We start from the raw sequence: 17,757 nt of genomic DNA on the forward strand, positions 1-17,757 counted from the left end.
CGAGGCGCTCTTTCGCTGTTTCGTTTTATGCGGCGTTGCTTGCCTAGGCCAGCTCCACCTCGATCTGTTTGCTTGCCGCGTCGAGCTTCGTGATTTTGAAGCTGCGCACCTGCCCCGCCTCGAGCGGCTGCGGCTTCGCATCGGGTGCTGGAGCAGCTCCCTTCCAGCGTGCTGACAACATCGACGACAGCGATGAGAGATCGGCCTTGCCCTGCGCCGCACTCGCGGACGTCGCTCCGGCGGCCGGAGCCGCGGGCGCCGTCGCACGGCACGACGCAATAATGCCTTCGCCCAGTTCAACCGTCGCCGGCGCAACCGCCACGACGCGGCCTGACACCTTATCGCCCACCTTGTGCTCAGCGATGTACTCGTCGATCGATGTCGGAATAAGCTGTTTCATGCTTAGCTTGATCTGCCGCTTGCCCGTGTCGATGGCCAGCACCTGCGCCTGCACCGTCTGTCCTACGCGCAACGCGTCTGAAGGATGATTCAGCCGTCGGTCAGCAACGATCTCGCTGATGTGGACCATGCCTTCGACGCCTTCGGCTATCTGCACAAACGCGCCGAACGCCATCAGCTTCGTTACCGGGCCCTGCACCTGTGAACCCACGGGGAACTTGGCCGCCACTTCGGTCCAGGGATCGGTGAGCGTCTGTTTCAGGCCTAGCGAAATCCGCTTCTCTTCCGGCTTGATGTTGAGGATGACCGCATCCACGCGCTCCCCCGGCTTGAGGATGTCGGATGCGATGCGCACCTTCTTGCCCCACGACATCTCCGAAACGTGAATGAGGCCTTCGACTCCCGGCTCGATCTCCACGAATGCGCCGAAATCCTGCACGCGCGTCACCGTGCCGCTCACGCGCTGCCCGGCCTGGTAGCGCTGTGGCACCGTCTCCCAGGGCTCCTGCTGCAACTGCTTCAGGCCGAGCGAAAGCTTCTTCGTGTTCGGATCGATTTTGAGAATCTTCACGTCCAGCTTGTCGCCAACGCTCAACACGTCTTCGGGCTTGGAGATGCGGGTCCACGCGATGTCGGAAACATGCAGCAAGCCATCAATGCCGCCGAGGTCGATGAATGCGCCATAGGGCATCAGCGTCCGCACCGTGCCCGAAACAACGTCGCCCTCCTTCAGCGTGCCGAATCGCTCGCCCGCGGCTGCGAGCGCCTGCTCTTCAAGCACCACACGGCGATCCACCACAACGTCTTCGTCGGCCACATCGAGCTTGGTGATGCGGCATGTGATCTGCTGCCCAACAAGGGTTTCAAGTTCCGCGGCATCGCGCGTGCCGCTGCGGCTGGCGGGCATAAAGGCGCGCACACCGACGTCCACGCGCGCTCCCCCCTTCACCACTTCCGTCACGGTTCCCGACACGGCGAGTTTCTGGTCGAAGGCGGCCTGCAGCGCGGACCAGTCTTTGGGCTGCGCCACCTTGAAGCGCGAAAGTTGGTAATAGCCCTCTTCGTTGCGGCCGGTGATCGAAACCGGGAACATGTCCCCGCGCTGAACGCCGTCCGCGTTCTTCTCAAATGCCGCCCGCGGCAGCACGCCCTCGATCTTGTATCCGATATCGAGAAACACCTGCTCCGGCGTAATCGACACCACAGTTCCCTGCAGCGTCGGCCCAGCCTCGCTCTTCCGCTTGTGCGACTTCTCGTAGTCCGCCAGCAGGGCGCCAAAATCTTCCATCGGCTCATCAGCTGGTGCGGCTTCGCCTGCCAGCACGGGTGTATTCACAACTTCATAGGATGGCGCGGTCGCGAGGGCCTCGCCCGTCGTGGGCTCTGCCGCGGGTTCGCTTAGAGACTCAGCGGCGGGCTCCGTGATGGGCGCGGAGGTGGACTCGGGGGCTTCGGTTTCCGGATTTGTATTCTCGGTCATGGCTACGCCCATATTCTTTCACGACGCAGTCAAAGTCCGCATTTGCCCCGGTTCTGGCTCGTTCAGGCCACAACGCGCGCGGCCGCCGTGCATTGCAGGGACACCACCGTAATGTCGTCGGCCTGACCATGATGCTGCGCTGCTCCGGCCAGATCTGCTGCTGTGATTCCGTCGCGCAGCAGCTTCTCCACGCGCGAAAACCCCAAAAGCTCCGCCGCCTCGTTCTGCGCCTCCACCACGCCGTCTGTCAGAAGAAACAGGTTTTCCCCTCTGCGCAGCGAGATGTGAACCTGCTCGTACGAAGCTGTTGCGTTGACTCCGAGCGGCAGTGAGCCTGCCATCGCAATCTCCACGCCATTTCTATACGGTGGAAGATGTCCCGCATTGGCCACCGTTAGTTGACCCTCGGCGTCGAGCCGGACCACCAGGCACGTCACAAACCCGCCCTGAGCCCGCCCCCAAACTCGGCGATTCAGTTCCGCCAGAATGGCGGCGGGATCCTCAGTGAAGCTGGTGATGGTGTTCAGCGCACCCACTACCATCGACACAATCATGGCCGCGCTAAGCCCCTTGCCGCTCACGTCTCCCACAATCACAAGCGAGCTTCCGCTCCGCAGCGGAATCACCTGGAAGAAATCGCCGCCCACCTGCGCTGCCGGCCTGTAGACGCACTCCAGTTCGTATCCGGGTGTGGGCGGCAGCTCCTCCGGAACCATCGCCCGTTGAATCTCTCGCGCGGCGGCCATCTCGCTGTCGAGCGCGGCTTTTTCGCCCCGCAGACGCGCGTGCCTCCTGCCTTCGCTGATCGATACCGTCAGAAAGCCGATGTACCCCAGGATCACGCACACGACTACGCCGTTGCCATCGAGCGCCAGCCGTGCATGCAGCCGTTGCGTTTCTGCTGGACCGTACTGCGTAGGCTGCCGCGAATCGGGCATTTGCTTGTTCAGCAGGGCCATGATCAAAAACTGCGCCGCGAACAGCGGAAGCACTGCCATCCAGAATTTTTGGCGAAGCGCAATCCCGCCCGTTGCGTAGCCCACTGCGAACAGTCCGGAGAGCAACACCGACAACCAGAACCGCCCCAGCGGCTGCCGCCCCATGTTCATCACATCCGTGACAAACCCCAGGCTCGCGAACACAAAGAACACAGCCAGCAGAAAGATGACGATGTTCCTCGGCGGCACATTCTTCCACGGGCTGTGGTTGGGCAGGCGCAATGTCCTCACGCTCCTGATCGCAGGCACTCCTTTTCAGCATGCCACGGGCTTGCGCCGGGCTCCTACTGCTTTTCCGGAAACTCCGTCACCCGCGGCACTGTCCGATGCGCGCCCGGCACAGCCGCTTCTCCCGTATCGTTGATGACGTGCGTGATCTCGCCCTTGTCATCCAGCGCAATCGTGATCATGTGGTGGAAGCGCACTCCCGGCTTGACCGGCACCTCGATCGCCCGCGTCAGCTTCACGTCGGGCTTCCGGAAGACCGAGTACATGCCCAGCCCCCATGCCTCATGCGATGTCACACGATCGGCCACTTTGTACGACGCCCATCCATTCACGCCCGGTCCGGACGTGAAGGCAGGCTGCGTGGGCGGATCATAGGGGATTTCAGACTGATAGAAATACGTCCGTCCCGAGTTGCCATTCCACAGCACCTGGTACTGCTGATGGTGCTCCACAAACAGCCCATACGCCGTGACGCGATCGCCATTGACTACGAGCCCATTCGTGCTCAGATTCTGGTCCCAGCCCACGCCCTTGCCGTGATCCGCGCGCCATATCCAAGTGTGATCGATGATGGTGTCGTTCGCGTTGACGCGCAGATCTACATCGGCCTTGCCCACACCAGCTCCGCCAACGCGGAAGAACACATCATGCAGCGAGATGGGATTCTTCGCGTGGCTGGCTTTACTGCCCGCTGTGCCAACCTCCATCAACACCGGCGACTTCGCCTCGCCCGCATCGATCAGCACGCTTGCAACGATCACGCCATCTGCATCGCCAACCGTCATCGCTGCCGTGCCCTTCACCGGCCTCAGCGTCGCAAACCCCAGCCCCAGCACAACGGTGTTCGCCTTCGTCACCCGCAGCGGCTCGGTGAGATCGTAAATGCCCGGCGTCAGGAAGAGATGCTTCCCCTTCGTGAGTTCGGCATTGATAGCCGCTGCCGAATCACTCGGTTTCGCGATATAGAACTTGCTCAGCGGAATATCTCGTCCTGGCGTGCTTCCGCTGTGCCAGGTGATGCCGGTCGAATCCTTGCGCAACTCCGGCACACGCACGTTCCAGTTGCCCTTCCCATCTGTCCACAAGAAGGGCTTCTCCCGCACCAAAGGCGCGGTCGCTACCTTCGTATAGGGCGGCTGCGGCCACTCGCCCTGCGGCGGATTGTTCACGCCGACAAACACCATGTTCCAATTGGAGCCTGTCCAGCTCTTCCACTCCGTGTTGCGCGAGATCCACTGCTGCTGCGACCCCGAATCCACGTTGCCGTCAATCAGCGAATCCGAAATCCATCCGCCGCTCGCCCAACCGCGCTTCTGGTGCAGCACCACGTTGCCACGCACATGCATGCGGCGGAAGAACACCGCCTGCGACACCGCCCACTGCATTGTTCCGTCGACCGTCGGCGTGACGGAGAACCCCTCCACGCCCCGCCAGAACGTGCACGTCGCATTGTTGCGCGGCAGGCTGGCATCGGCGTGCACATTGCCTGTCACATGCACGGCATCGGGCGTCGCCCCCAGGCCAACGATCTGCGTATAGAAGCCCACAGGAATGTCGAGGTGGTAGTCACCCGGCAGCAGCAGAATCGCGTTGCGCTGCGTGCCGAACTCGCTGTGCTCCTGCGCGGCGTAGATGGCGTCGATCTTCTGCTGCATCTCCGCTGCCGGCATCTGCGGCGAGAAGATCTGCACGTTGGGTCCCCACGCAAGCGCTTCCGTTGTCATTGTGAATTGCGCGAATGCCGGGGCAACCGACCACAACGCGACCGCTGCGAACAGAAAGAGGACTCCATAATGCCTGGCGAGTTTCGATCTCATGATGTATGACCCTTCGTAGACTGCGTTCACGAACCTGCAAAGCGGCGCTGGCTTGTGAGCGTACTCGAAGCTTACGCTCCGCATTCGCTTTCCGCGCATTCGCAAACGCTAGCTCAAACGCTTTACATCATAGGACCACACGGTTGAGAATGGCAGCGCAAACGAAAGGCACATCATGAAGGGCCCATTCTCTCGCAGAGATTTTGTACGTATCGGCGCAGGCGTCATGGCTGCAGGAGCGGTCGCGCCTTCGGCATTTGCTGACAAACCCAAAACCCTCGCGGCCGATATGCCGGACACCTCCGGCCGCAAGATCCGCTTCGTCTCCATCGGAACCGGCATTCGCGGCTGCGACCTGCTGCGCGCTGCCGCCAAAGTGCCGAACGGCGAATGCGTCGGAACAGCCGACCTCTACACAATGCACCAGAAGGCCGGCGTTGAAGCCTACGGCAAGGACATTCCGACTGTCCGTGACTACCGCTCGCTCCTCGACCTTAAAGACGTCGACGCGGTGATCGTTGCGACTGCCGACTTCCAGCACCGCCGCGTCGTCCTTGATTGTGTGGAAGCGGGCAAGGACGTCTACTGCGAAAAGCCGATGAGCCATAACGTCGCCGATGGTCACGCCATGGTCGACGCCATCCAGAAGCACAAGCGCATCTTTCAAGCGGGCAGCCAGCGTGTCTCTAACCCGATCTTCAAGAAAGCTGCGGAAATTGTGAAGGAAGGCCGCTTGGGCCAGATCAACCTGATCGAGGGCTACACCGACCGCAATTCCGACTCGGGCGCCTGGGTCTACCCTATCGCGCCTGACGCAAGCCCCGAAACCATTGATTGGAAGACCTGGCTCCGCGACGCGCCCGACCGCCCCTTCGACGAGGCCCGCTTCTTCCGTTGGCGCTGCTTCGCCGATTACGGCGAGGGCCTTGCCGGCGATCTCTATGTGCATCTGCTCTCGGGCATCCAATGCGCCACCGGCATCAACGCTGCTCCCAATCGCGCCTTCTCCATGGGCAGCCTCACGCACTTCAAGGATGGCCGCGACTTCCCCGATTTGATTGCCACGCTCTACGACTACAACGGCGTGACCGTGAACCTGCACTGCAATCAGAACAACGACGCTCCCGGAGAAATGACCGCCCTCTACGGCAAGGAGGGCTCTCTCATCATCAAGGGCAACACCCTCACCTTCACGCCTCAAGACACGCATCCCCAGCCCGAGTGGTACTCGCTCAACGGCTGGACAGCGGACCTGAAGAAGAAGTACTACGACGAGTGGTGGGCCGCGCATCCGCAGAAATACGACGCTCCGCTCACCGAGACCTACACGATTCCGCAAGGCTTCGACGACTCGGTCGCCCACATCGCTAACTTCTTCCGCGCTGTGGAAACGCGCGAGCACGTCCTTGAAGACGAGATCTTCGGCAACAACACTGCCATTGCCTGCCATATGGCGAATCACTCTTACTTCAACCACGCGGCTGCCGTTTGGGATCCGGCGTCGAAAACCATCAAGAGCTAACGCATTTCCTGAGTTGATGCGTCCGAACCCGATGCAATCAAGTCGACGCGACCTCAAGAAGCGGCGACCCTGCACACAGAGGGCGAGGGCACAATAACTCAGGAAATGCCGTAATCAGGGCCAGAGAGGTTACATCTATGCACGCATCGTCTCGTCGCACTTTTCTCAAATCCGCCACCGCCGCAGCAGCAGCGGCCTGCATCGCGCCGCGCCTTAGCGCCAAAACACTCGACAAACCCCTCGGCCTCCAGCTTTACTCGGTCCGCGAAATGCTGCCCAAGGACTTCGACGGCACCCTCAAAAAGCTTGCAGCCATCGGCTACAAAGAATGCGAAGCCGCCGGCTACTTCGGCAAAACACCCGCGCAGTGGAAGGCGTCCATGGACGCCGCCGGCCTGAAATGCGTTTCCACTCATCACAACCTCGCTGACCTCAAGTCGAAGCTCAGCGAACTCATCGACTACGGCAAAGCCATTGGCCTCGAATACATGGTTTGCTCCTGGGCCGGCCTCCATCGCGACCCCAGCAAGAAGGGCGGCGAACTCAACCTGGATGACTGGCGCTGGGTCGCCGACCAGTTCAACGAGATCGGTGCGAAAGTCAAAGCCGCCGGCATGACGTTCGGCTATCACAACCACACCGTCGAGTTCGGCACTGAGAATGGCGTGGTGTTCTATGACGAACTGCTCAAGCGCACCGACCCCGCTTCCGTCGTTTTTGAGATGGATTGCGGATGGGTGGTCGGCGGCGGGCACAATCCCGTCGAGTACCTGAAGCAATCGCCCGAACGCTTCCCTCTCTTCCACGTCAAGGACCTGGTGAAAGAAGCCAACGGCAAGTACAAGAATGTGATTATGGGCAAAGGCAGCATCGACTACCGGCCCATCTTCCAGGCTGCCACGGGGCTGAAGCACTGCTTCGTTGAGCAGGAGGAGTACACCTACGACCCCATCGAGGACCTCAAGCAGGACGGCGAGTTCCTGAAGAAACTCGAGTACTGATGCCGGAGGGACCGACCCTCTGCCGGTTTCACAACGAACTTCGAGTGCCCCCCATCCTTTGCGCGCCTTTTGCTAAAAGGATGGGGAAGCACGAACCCCTCCCGGCCCTGACATGAAGGGTGACAATTCAAAGCCGGGAGTCGTGATCGCCATCACAGACCCGTTCGCAGCAACGCGTTAATGTTCTTCAGACGGGTCTAGTGTCCTCTGCGCGCCATTTTTGAACAGAAATCGCCCGGTGTTTACTAGAAAATTAGCTACCCCTCCCCCTGTTTTTACTTCTCCTCTTCTTCGCTTTTCGAGGGTGATTTTACGTATAACCTATTGTTTCAAAAGAATTTATTGCAATACAAAAATCTGTATACTGCTTAGCTAAATCTCCTTTAAAAGTTGTCTCATTATAACCAGATAGTAACAATCGAAATCGCCAGAACTACCCGCGCCGACTCTCCAAAACGAAGTTCATCACATCTCAGCCGCAAGCTAGTTCGGCAGCTCCGACTCGCCGCTCGTAGAGCGGCGCCATCCCGCGTCTGAACCCGCCCGGCGCAGCACGTCGGCTCCCCATCCGATACGCTGGAAGCATGAGCGTCTTCGACGATAAGCGGACAGAGCTGGAACAGCACGAGTTCATGATGGGTCTGGAGCGCGGCCGCCTGGCGGTCGCGCTCGACCTCCTCACCGACTCCCTGATCATGGTCGGCCAGCACGGCGTCTACTGCACTTCGGCCCGCAACCCCTCCAAGCCCGCTCTCGACCTGCAGGCGGTGATCAGCGGCATGCAAGACGCCAAGGCTCTCATTCAGTCTGTGATGGAAGAGCTCCGCCAGAAGCGCGAAGCCGACCGCGATGCGGCTAAGTAGTAGATGTGAAGGGAAATAAAGCAGGACTGGTGCGCCCGGAGAGATTCGAACTCCCGACCTAATGCTCCGGAGGCATTCGCTCTATCCAGCTGAGCTACGGGCGCACTTCATCAAGAATACAGCAAAACCGAACACCGGCGGGAAACCGGCTCTGAATCAGCTATTTCCCGCCGTGGATCTGCGGCTCAGCCCTTCGCCTTCCGATACCGCCGGATCAGGTTGTTGGTCGAGCTGTCGTGTCCAAGCGACGGCTCCTGAGCATCCTCAAGCTCTGGAACGATTCGCTGCGCCAGTTGCTTGCCCAGCTCCACGCCCCATTGGTCAAAGGAATTGATATTCCAGATCACGCCCTGGGTGAACACCGAGTGCTCATAGAGCGCCACCAGCTTGCCCAGGATGTCTGGCGTAAGCTCTTCCGCCACAAGCATATTGGAGGGCCGGTTGCCCTCAAAGACGCGATGCGGAACGAGCCACTCGGCGGTGCCCTCGGCCTTCACCTGCTCGGCAGTCTTGCCGAAGGCCAGCGCCTCTGCCTGCGCAAAGACGTTGGCGATCAGCATGTCGTGGTGCCGGCCCAGCGGGTTCAGTGACTTGTTGAATGCGATGAAGTCGCAGGGAATCAGCCGCGTGCCCTGGTGAATGAGCTGGTAGAAAGAGTGCTGACCGTTGGTTCCAGGCTCGCCCCAGTAGATGGGGCTGGTAGCGTAGTCCACGTGCTCGCCGTTCAGCGTGATGTATTTGCCGTTGCTCTCCATGGTGAGCTGCTGGAGATATGCCGGGAAGCGCTTCAGGTACTGCTCATAAGGCAACACAGCCTCTGTCTCAGCGCCGAAGAAGTCGGTATACCAAACTGTCAGCAATCCCAGCAGAACGGGCAGATTCTTCTCAAACGGAGCTGTCCGGAAGTGCTCGTCCATGGCGTGGAAGCCGTCGAGCAGAGCGCGGAAGTTCTCCGGCCCGATCGCCAGCATGGTCGACAAACCGATCGCCGAATCCATGGAGTAGCGGCCGCCGACCCAATCCCAGAAGCCGAACATGTTGGCCGTATCGATGCCGAACTTTGAGACTTCCTTTGCATTGGTCGAGACGGCGACGAAGTGCTTGGCGATCGCGGCCTCATCGGTCAGCTTGCTCAGCAGCCACTCGCGAGCGCTGTTCGCGTTGGTCATCGTTTCAAGAGTCGTGAAGGTCTTGGACGAAACAACGAACAGCGTCTCCTCGGCGTCGAGGTCCACTACAGCCTCGGCGAAGTCGGTGCTGTCCACGTTCGAGACGAAGCGGAAGGTCAGGTCGCGCTGACTGTAGTGCTTCAGCGCCTCGTAAGCCATGACGGGCCCCAAGTCCGACCCACCGATACCGATGTTCACCACGTTGCGAATGCGCTTGCCGGTCTGCCCCTTCCAGGCGCCGCTACGCACCCGATTGGCGAAGTCGGCCATGCGGTCCAGCACCTCGTGCACCTTGGGCACGACGTTCTCGCCGTCCACTTCGATGGTGGCGCCTCGCGGCGCTCTCAGAGCCACGTGGAGCACCGCGCGATTCTCCGTTATATTGATCTTCTGGCCAGTAAACATGGCCTCAGTACGCTCTTTCAGGCCCGACTCTTCGGCAAGTTGCACGAGGAGCCGCAGAGTCTCGTCGGTCACTCGGTTTTTGGAGTAGTCGAGAAACAGGCCAACAGCCTCGGCGGTCAAGCGCTCGCCGCGCCCGGGATCGGCAGAGAACAGATTGCGCAGATGCGCATCGCGGATCTCGCGGAAGTGGTTCCCAAGCGCCTGCCACGCCTTTCGGCTGGTTAACGATTTCGTCTCTGCCGCCGCTGTCGCCATACCGTTCTCCTTTTAAGCTCTCGTGGAGGTAACTGATGCCTGAGGTCCCTAACTGGTTACATTGTACTGAGCAGCCAACTGGAGAAACGCCGTCACTTGTTGGGTCGCCCAAGCGTCATCGTGGCCCAGTTCGCGCGCCAGCAGGCGTGCTGCCGCAGGCGCCATACGTATTGCCGCCGCAGCATTCAACAAGAGCGCTCGCGTGCGCCGTGACAAAACATCGTCGAGCGTTCGCGCCATCTCGTTGCGCGCCGCCCAGACAATTTGCGCACCCACACAGGGCAGGTCGGGGTCGAGCAGCTGGGCCAGTCCAGGATCGGACTCGGCAAGTGCGCGAATCGGAGATGCATCGGTTCCGTACACCGCCAGAGCATCTTCGGGAAGGGCCAGCCCGCCCGACCCTTGCTCCGGTTTCAGGTATCCGTGGATGCGCAATGTCTTTGTGACGCTGGGAGCCTCGTCTAACCGGCCGAGAGTGATGGCCTGGTCCACCACGTCTTCAGCCATATGCCGATAGGTTGTCCACTTGCCGCCAACAATGGTCAGTAATCCAGTGGCGTCGATGTGGATCGTGTGGTCGCGCGAGAGAGCCGAGGTCTTTGATGCGTCAGAGCCCGCGGCTTTCACCAAGGGACGAATGCCCACAAACACGCTTAGGATGTCTTCGCGCTGCGGAGGACGGCTGAGGTACTGTCCCGCGGTGTCGAGCACAAACTGGATCTCCTGCTCGAATGGAGCGGGTTCGTACGAGGGCCCGTCAATCGGCGTGTCCGTGGTACCCACCAGCGTGTGCCCATGCCACGGGATGGCAAAAAGTACGCGTCCGTCAGTAGTGTGCGGCACCATGATCGCGGTGTCTCCGGACAGGAACGAGTGATCGAAGACGAGGTGAATGCCCTGGCTGGGAGCGAGCATCGGCTGCGATTCCGCGTCAGCCATGCGCCGCGTTTCGTCGGTGAAGATTCCGGTGGCGTTGATGACGACCTTCGCCGCCGCAGTGAAGCGCTGGCCCGATTCGCGATCGAGTGCGTCGACTCCATTGATGAATCCATCGGCATCGCGGGTCAGTTCCACGACCGGCGCATAGTTCAACACGGTCGCGCCCTGTTCCGTCGCCGTGATGATGAGTGAAATCAGCAGGCGAGCATCATCGAACTGGCCGTCGTGGTAAACCACGCCGCCCCGCAGTCCGTCCTGGCGAATGTTGGGCAGGCGCTGGAGCGTCTCTTCTAGCGACAAAATGCGTGATTTGCCAAAACCATATTTGCCGGCCAGCAGGTCATAAATTTTGAGACCAATGCCGTAGAACGGCGTCTCCCACCATGAGTAATTGGGGACGATGAAAGGCTGATCGTGCACCAGGTGGGGGGCGTTCTCAAGCATGATACCGCGCTCTTTCAGCGCTTCCATCACCAGCGAGATATTGCCCTGTTCGAGATAGCGCACGCCGCCGTGGACCAGCTTGGTGCTGCGGCTCGACGTTCCCTTGCCAAAATCTTCCCGCTCGAGAAGGAGTACGGAGTATCCGCGGCTTGCCGCGTCTACGGCGATGCCGGCGCCCGTGGCGCCCCCGCCGATAACGATGATGTCCCAGGGGTCCTGATTCGGAAGCTGGCGCTCGCGGACACGGGCCAGCATGGATTCACGATTCATGGATCGACCTCATGAACTGCTTTATAGGAAGGATACGCTGGCAGGCACCATATAAACTGAAGACTGCGCGGCAATTGCGTCTGCGCATGGACAACAACAAATGCATTTTCATTTTCCATTCACGATGGATGACGTTCTCTGGACGTTCACCTTCGCTGCGCAACTGGTGCTGCTGGTCGTCCTCTTGGGGCGCGACCGGGCCGGGCGCTTCCCTCTTTTCACCGCTAGCGTGGCGCTGGTTGCATTCCGCGTCTTGACCGGCAGGCTGCTGATGGGCCGCCTTCCGCAGATCACCATGATGGAGTTCGTGATCATAACCGCGGTGATCGGCGTGGTGCTGGGGCTGCTGGTTCTGATCGAGCTTGCACGGAAGCCATTCGGGCGCGTGCCGCGGGTCGCCTGGGTCACCGCCGCACTGATCGTGATGGCGATCGGCGCCGTCGTGCTGAAGTTCTGGGGCAAGTGGCCGGCATGGGAGCAGATGAAGGCCGGGAGCGCAATCCAACTGCTGCAGTTGCTTGCGCAGAAGGGCGGGCTGTTTCTGGATGTCGAGAACATCCTCGTGGGCTTGCTTATCGTTATTTTCGGCGCGCGCTACGGAGCAGGGTGGCGGAGCCATACGCAGCGCATCGTGATCGGCCTGTCGACTGCATCGATTGCCCAGATTTCTGTTCAGGCCATATGGCAGGTGATCGCGAGCCATGCAGCGCCGAAGTCGATGGATGAATATAACCATTTCATCGCGTTGCGCGAGCGACTGTTCAATGCTAACAGTGTCGTGTTCTTCGCAGTGCTGGTCTGGTGGATCATTACCCTGTGGCTAGATGAGCCGGGAGGGGTGAAGGCGACGCCGGAAGGAACCGTGATTGAAGGGGAATCGGAGCCGGCGGCACTGGAGTCCGGCAGCGCAGAGGCTCTCGAAGACCACGACGCGTAACAAAGTCCGGCTTGAATAGAAAGAAGGCGCCAGCTGAATCGCAGGCGCCTTCTTTTTGCCTGCTGGTTCTTATCGCTCGGCCAGGAGCGGCTTCTGCTGTCTGGACGCGGAAGGGTTGACGTGCGCGTTGATGTAGTTCGCCAGATCCTCCACATCCTGCGTGGTGCCGGTCATGGGCGGCATGAACCGGCGATATGGCGAGTCGGGTTTGTATTCATGCAGCATCTGGATGAAATTGTGAATCCCGGCGGGATCGCGCCCGTCCATCAACGTGCGCATCGAACGGTACCCGTCCATTGTGTGGCAGGATCCGCACTCGCCGCGGAAGATGGCTTCGCCGCGCGAGTAACTCGAAGGTGGCAAGCCGCCATCACCGTTCCAGGTCCACATGGAGTTGGCCAGGTACCCCTGCGCATTGAAGCGGGCCACAGAAGGGACACGGGTGCCGTTTGAATACATCCAGCGGCCTATCACGTACGGCTTGCGCAGCATTTCGCGGGCGTACTCGCCAGCGCCGGTGACCATGAGGGCCAGCATCAGAATGCTGAGCGCGTGCGCCAGGTTGAAGTCGATCGGATTGCGATAAGCGAGGTAATATGCGACCCTCACAATAGTCGCCGACGTAATGATGATGATCAGCGCAATGCGGGTGACTGTCGAGAACGTTCCGCCGGCAATGGTGTCAATGCCGAGAGTGAGCAGCGCACGCTGCGAGGAAGGCACCATCCACAGGTACCACATCAACAGGAATGGAGTGGCCACGAACGAGGGGACAAGCCACTTGACGCTCCACTTGACCATGCCCGTTTTGAGATCCGGTTGCTTGTCCCCATCGATGCGGCTGGAGGTGATGAGAGCCCAGATTCCCGCAAGCGACGTGCAGACCCCGGTGCGCAGGAAGAGGCTAGGCCAGTAGGTCGGGTTGAAGAAAGCGTTCCAGAATTTGCTCGCCTCATGGCCGGTGCCGGCGATACCGATCCAGGTGTCTCCCGGGGTGAGCATGAACGTGAGGATGCCGTTGATGATGATGAGCGTACAGACCGATGCGATGGAATACACCCAGCCGACCGTCAGGTGCAGCTTCGGATCGATCCGATTCCACGTGTAGTAATAGACCGCAATCGTGGTGAGCTCGATCATGAAGAAAACCCACTCGATAGCCCAGCCGAAGACGAAGTTATGAATCAGCGTGCTGGTGGCCTCAGGATGCGTGAGTCCGATGGCGAACCAGATTCCGACACCGGAGACGGTGCCGAAGACGCCCGTAAGCACGAGGAAGAACTTGGAGTGGCGGACGAGCTGCGCGAGCCAAGCTTTGCCGGTCTCCTTATCGGCCATCTGCATGGCCTTGCGTTCGGCGATCGGCAGAAACAGGCCGCCGCCCACCGCGAACTGCGAAATCATGACGTGATAGATGGCGATGAGTCCGATGACCCAGCCCGAGCCTAAGTGCGGAATGTCCCAGAACGGATAGTTCATCGTTGCCTCTTATCGAATCGTCCAGTAACCGATGGCGGTGGTGGTCAGCAGCAGCACAACGGCAACAATGCCGAAGTAGTGCGCAGTGCGGGCGCGCCGGCCTGAGTCCTTGCGCGTGTCGTAGAACGGAATAAGGAGCCACAGTGCAATGCCCAGCGTGAAGAGCAGCAGTCCGGCAATTTCGCCCGCCTCACCCGGCAGAATGGTGCCGAGAACCTTGAGCATCTCGAAAGGGCTCATGAAGTACCACTCCGGATGAATGCCGAGTGGTGCCGGCGAGAGAGCGTCATATTGCTTGCCCAGCGACCACGGGAATACCGAAGCGAGCAAGGCAAGCACATTGAGCGAAATGAGCCACATGGCCAGGTCCTTGCGCAGGAACGCAGGCATGAAGGGAATGCTCTTCCTCTCGCTGGGGTGCTTCAGCTCCTCGCTGGGCGGAATGGCGTTGCCGTGCTTTTGCACGAGCCAGAGGTGAAAGCCAAGCAGCGGTAGGAAGAGCGCTGGCAGCACGACGACGTGTAGAGCGAAAAAGCGTTGGACGGTGAATTCGCTTACGTCCGGACCGCCTCGAAGGATGTTGGCGATGGCGGGTCCGATGAACGGAACGGCCGCCGGGATCTGTAAGCCCACTTTGGTCGCAAAGTAGCTGAGTTCATCCATGGGCAGCAGGTATCCGGAAAATCCGAAGACTGTGGCCAGGGCAAGCAGCGCCATTCCACTCAGCCAGCCGAACTCGCGTGGCTTGCGGTAGGCCTTCATGAAGAAGACCGAGAACATGTGCACCATGATGGCGAAGATCATGAGGTTGGCTGACCAGGCGTGCGCCGACCGGATGAGCCACCCGAAGCGCATCACGAACGTGATCTGGCGGACAGACTCGAATGCATCCACGCCAGGCCGGTAGTAGACCAGCAGCAGCACGCCGGTGAAGCACTGCACAAGAAAGAGGAAAAGCGATATGCCTCCCCAGTAGTACCAGAAGGAGTAACGATGGGCGGGCACAGTCTTGTGGCGCGCGAATGCGGCCACCTCGGAGATGCCGAGGCGCTCATCAACCCACCCATAGAGCGAATTCGCAATAGATTTCGATGTCATTTCAGATCCTTGCTCCTGACGCGCTCAGGCGCGCGAGACCAGTACCCCGGTTTCATTGACGGCCACCTTGAAAAGCTTCAGCGGCTTGGGCGGAGGCCCGCTGACATTCGCTCCCGTGCGCGGATCGTAGACACCGCCGTGGCATGCACAGTGAATGCGGTTCATCTGCGACTCGTATTGCACAGTGCAGCCAAGGTGCGTGCACACTGCCGTCAGCGCGACCCATGCGCCGTCCTGGTGGTGGATGAGCATGGCGGGCGCGGAGCCGAACTTGAACATCAGCACGGAGCCGGGCGCAAGTTTCTGCGCATCCTTGAGCGTCACCTCAGTGACGGCGGAGGCGCTCGAGGCCATCTCAATAGGCGACGCCAGATAGCGGTAGACGGGATAGCCAAGGGCGCCGACATAACAAAGCCCTGCTGCACCTGCCGCGATCAGGAAGCCGCGGCGTGTGGCCTTGTCGCCGCCGGCCTCCGGCGCAGTCTGAATGGGTTCGAGGACGATGTGACCGCTCATTGTGCGGCTCCTTCCATGGGCTTTTGCGCGCGTGCGACGACGGAGATGAGCCACCCGACGACGCCGAGCCCAGCGATGAACAGGATCAGGAACAGGCCTACGACGCTCCAGTTGGTGACAACGTCACGATCCCAGACATCGAAGCCCTTGCTTAATAACGTCAGGTCGCGCACGGCATCGCGGTAGACAGTGAAGACGATCTCAATGAGGAGTACGAGCAGTGCGCCCGTCCACGCGAGCCACGCGGGAGCCCGCCCTACAAAGCCGGCAAACGCCGCAACCAGGACTGCTACGGGAACGAGAGCGAGCCAGCCGTAACCGGCGAGGCCGCCAAAGTGATAGAGCGCGTGGTTCGCGAGTCCGCTCTTGACGGCGTCGGGCTGGACGCTAGCTGCCCAAATTCCGGCAGCAAGATAAACGAGGCCAGAGATTCCAGCGATATTCCCACCCACTCCGGCAAGAAAGCGCTTCTCCTCCGCGGTGAACGTGCTGCGGGCCGCGAGATACACCATCCAGAGGCCGCCCACAAAGAGGCCACCGGCCAGCATCAGGAGCCAGCGAGGCTCGGTGGTGGGGTCGCCGGTGGGCAGGAACACGCCCGCTGCCGAAGAGGAGTACATGCTGCGCCAGGCCTCCGGGCGTAGCATGAGCGTCATATTGGTCGAGAGCAGGCGTGCGACGAATCCGGCAATGATCCATGCGCTCAGGCCTACAAGCCATGCGGTGCGCCCCGATTCAAGACGCCCCGTGAACTGGTACAGCAGCCAGTAGGCCAACGTCAGGAGGCCGATGATGGAGATCCAATAGGCTCCGATGAGGATGCTGCTGGTGTATAGCGCGCGGCCGTAGAGAACCTGCGCAAACAGGAGCGGCGGCACTCCAAGGTTGATGACATAGGTCATGACGACCGTGAGGCGACGCGCCAGCGCGCGTGCCGCCACCGTTGAAGCCGCCGAGTTGCGGAAGAGGCTCAGGATAACCGCAATCAGCAGGCCGCCAAGCAGCATCTCGACCGCCACGAAGTGGAGCGATAGCGTAACGATATGGAGCAGCTTGAATAGCCAGACCGGCGCCGGTAAAGGGATCGGATCAACGGCGGGAAATGATTGCATTTAAAGTTCCTTTCGCCCGGGGTTATTGCAAGCCGTGGCATGGAAAGCGCCATGTGCGGAACCGGGTAGAGGTAGCGTGTGGTTAGTGGACTGCTGTTGTCCGATTCGGAATGCGAGTCCAACCTAATCGGGGGTATCCCGGAAGGTCTGTGACGGCGAACACGTACTGGTGTGATCTACCCGCAATACACTCATTGCCTGAAACCCAATCTCGAGGCGCGGCAATGCCGCGGTAGGGCAGAACCATGAATGATGCAAATTCCTCAATGCAGCTGACGCGGGCCGCAGACTATGCCGTCCGCGTCATGATCCACCTGATTGGCCAGGGAGGAGAGCGCCGTGTATCCCTTCCCGCAGTGGCAGCGGCCACGGGAGCCCCGGAGAGCTTTCTATCGAAGGTGCTGCAGGCGCTGACGCGCGCCGGGTTGTTGATCTCCCAGAGGGGACAGGCCGGCGGATTCGAAGTATCGGCGCATGGCAAGAAGGCGTCTATGCGCGATGTGATCGAGGCGGTGGATGGACCTATCCATCTGAATGTCTGCCTCACATCGGGCAAGGCATGTGCACGTCAGAGCTGGTGCCCGGCGCATCCGGTGTGGGTACGGGCGCAGGAGGCAATGCTCAGAGTGCTGGAAGACGCGCGGATCGAAGACTTGGCGTTTGGAATGGGACCTGGTGGCGCAACTGCCGCCACAACACCCATCGTTGAGTCAATTTCTTCCGCGAGCACGCATGGGAGCGAAAGTTGCCACTGCCGCGAGGCAGAGAGTACTGAACCCGTTGCCGTGCCAGTTCCTTAGACGTTCAATCACAATTGAGCAGGAC

The 17,757-nt window shown here is 60.4% G+C and carries 14 protein-coding genes and 1 tRNA gene; 5 read left to right on the forward strand and 10 right to left on the reverse strand.

Annotated features, from left to right (window positions below):
* Positions 1–43 precede the first annotated feature (43 nt).
* From MOP44_RS03795 to MOP44_RS03805, 3 genes are all read right to left on the reverse strand, one after another.
* Complete coding sequence (locus MOP44_RS03795; RefSeq protein WP_260794581.1) at positions 44–1,879, reverse strand: S1 RNA-binding domain-containing protein; 1,836 nt, start codon at positions 1,877–1,879, stop codon at positions 44–46.
* 62 nt (positions 1,880–1,941) lie between these two features.
* Positions 1,942–3,108: a PP2C family protein-serine/threonine phosphatase gene (locus MOP44_RS03800; RefSeq protein WP_260794582.1), complete on the reverse strand. Its 1,167-nt coding sequence runs from the start codon at positions 3,106–3,108 to the stop codon at positions 1,942–1,944.
* A 53-nt stretch (positions 3,109–3,161) separates the two neighbouring features.
* Complete coding sequence (locus tag MOP44_RS03805) at positions 3,162–4,922, reverse strand: coagulation factor 5/8 type domain-containing protein (RefSeq protein WP_260794583.1); 1,761 nt, start codon at positions 4,920–4,922, stop codon at positions 3,162–3,164.
* 226 nt (positions 4,923–5,148) lie between these two features.
* Between MOP44_RS03805 and MOP44_RS03810 the strand changes: the two genes are divergently transcribed.
* The 3 genes from MOP44_RS03810 (at position 5,149) to MOP44_RS03820 (ending at position 8,308) form a co-directional block, all read left to right on the forward strand.
* The gene (locus tag MOP44_RS03810; protein ID WP_260794584.1) at positions 5,149–6,444 is read left to right on the forward strand and encodes a Gfo/Idh/MocA family protein; all 1,296 of its coding nucleotides are present in this window, start codon (positions 5,149–5,151) and stop codon (positions 6,442–6,444) included.
* A 137-nt stretch (positions 6,445–6,581) separates the two neighbouring features.
* On the forward strand, positions 6,582–7,445 hold the full coding sequence (locus tag MOP44_RS03815; protein ID WP_260794585.1) for a sugar phosphate isomerase/epimerase family protein: 864 nt from the start codon (positions 6,582–6,584) through the stop codon (positions 7,443–7,445).
* A gap of 584 nt (positions 7,446–8,029) precedes the next feature.
* Complete coding sequence (locus MOP44_RS03820; protein ID WP_260794586.1) at positions 8,030–8,308, forward strand: hypothetical protein; 279 nt, start codon at positions 8,030–8,032, stop codon at positions 8,306–8,308.
* A gap of 27 nt (positions 8,309–8,335) precedes the next feature.
* Here the strand turns inward: MOP44_RS03820 and MOP44_RS03825 are convergent.
* From MOP44_RS03825 to MOP44_RS03835, 3 genes are all read right to left on the reverse strand, one after another.
* Positions 8,336–8,412 (reverse strand) — tRNA-Arg (locus MOP44_RS03825).
* An 81-nt stretch (positions 8,413–8,493) separates the two neighbouring features.
* Complete coding sequence (pgi, locus tag MOP44_RS03830) at positions 8,494–10,137, reverse strand: glucose-6-phosphate isomerase (protein WP_260794587.1); 1,644 nt, start codon at positions 10,135–10,137, stop codon at positions 8,494–8,496.
* A gap of 48 nt (positions 10,138–10,185) precedes the next feature.
* Positions 10,186–11,790, reverse strand: a complete 1,605-nt coding sequence (locus tag MOP44_RS03835) for a glycerol-3-phosphate dehydrogenase/oxidase (protein WP_260794588.1) — start codon at positions 11,788–11,790, stop codon at positions 10,186–10,188.
* A gap of 124 nt (positions 11,791–11,914) precedes the next feature.
* Here MOP44_RS03835 and MOP44_RS03840 point away from each other — a divergent pair, with 124 nt between their 5' ends.
* Positions 11,915–12,727, forward strand: a complete 813-nt coding sequence (locus MOP44_RS03840) for a hypothetical protein (protein ID WP_260794589.1) — start codon at positions 11,915–11,917, stop codon at positions 12,725–12,727.
* Positions 12,728–12,796: 69 nt separating this feature from the next.
* On the opposite strand, the gene MOP44_RS03845 is transcribed toward MOP44_RS03840, so the two are convergent.
* From MOP44_RS03845 to MOP44_RS03860, 4 genes are read right to left on the reverse strand one after another with little or no spacing between them, the layout of a single operon-like run.
* Positions 12,797–14,206: a cytochrome ubiquinol oxidase subunit I gene (locus tag MOP44_RS03845; protein ID WP_260794590.1), complete on the reverse strand. Its 1,410-nt coding sequence runs from the start codon at positions 14,204–14,206 to the stop codon at positions 12,797–12,799.
* A gap of 9 nt (positions 14,207–14,215) precedes the next feature.
* A complete protein-coding gene (locus MOP44_RS03850; RefSeq protein WP_260794591.1) occupies positions 14,216–15,304 on the reverse strand; it encodes a cytochrome b in 1,089 nt (362 codons plus the stop codon).
* A 24-nt stretch (positions 15,305–15,328) separates the two neighbouring features.
* Positions 15,329–15,820 (reverse strand): QcrA and Rieske domain-containing protein, encoded by a 492-nt coding sequence (locus MOP44_RS03855; protein WP_260794592.1) that lies wholly within the window; start codon positions 15,818–15,820, stop codon positions 15,329–15,331.
* Positions 15,817–16,932 (reverse strand): hypothetical protein, encoded by a 1,116-nt coding sequence (locus tag MOP44_RS03860; protein ID WP_260794593.1) that lies wholly within the window; start codon positions 16,930–16,932, stop codon positions 15,817–15,819. The genes MOP44_RS03855 and MOP44_RS03860 overlap by 4 nt, the downstream gene beginning before the upstream one ends.
* Positions 16,933–17,198: 266 nt before the next feature.
* On the opposite strand from MOP44_RS03860, the gene MOP44_RS03865 reads away from it, so the two are divergent.
* A complete protein-coding gene (locus MOP44_RS03865) occupies positions 17,199–17,732 on the forward strand; it encodes an RrF2 family transcriptional regulator (protein WP_260794594.1) in 534 nt (177 codons plus the stop codon).
* The last annotated feature ends 25 nt before the right edge of the window (positions 17,733–17,757 follow it).

It is taken from the genome of Occallatibacter riparius (genome assembly GCF_025264625.1).
GTDB lineage: Bacteria > Acidobacteriota > Terriglobia > Terriglobales > Acidobacteriaceae > Telmatobacter > Telmatobacter riparius.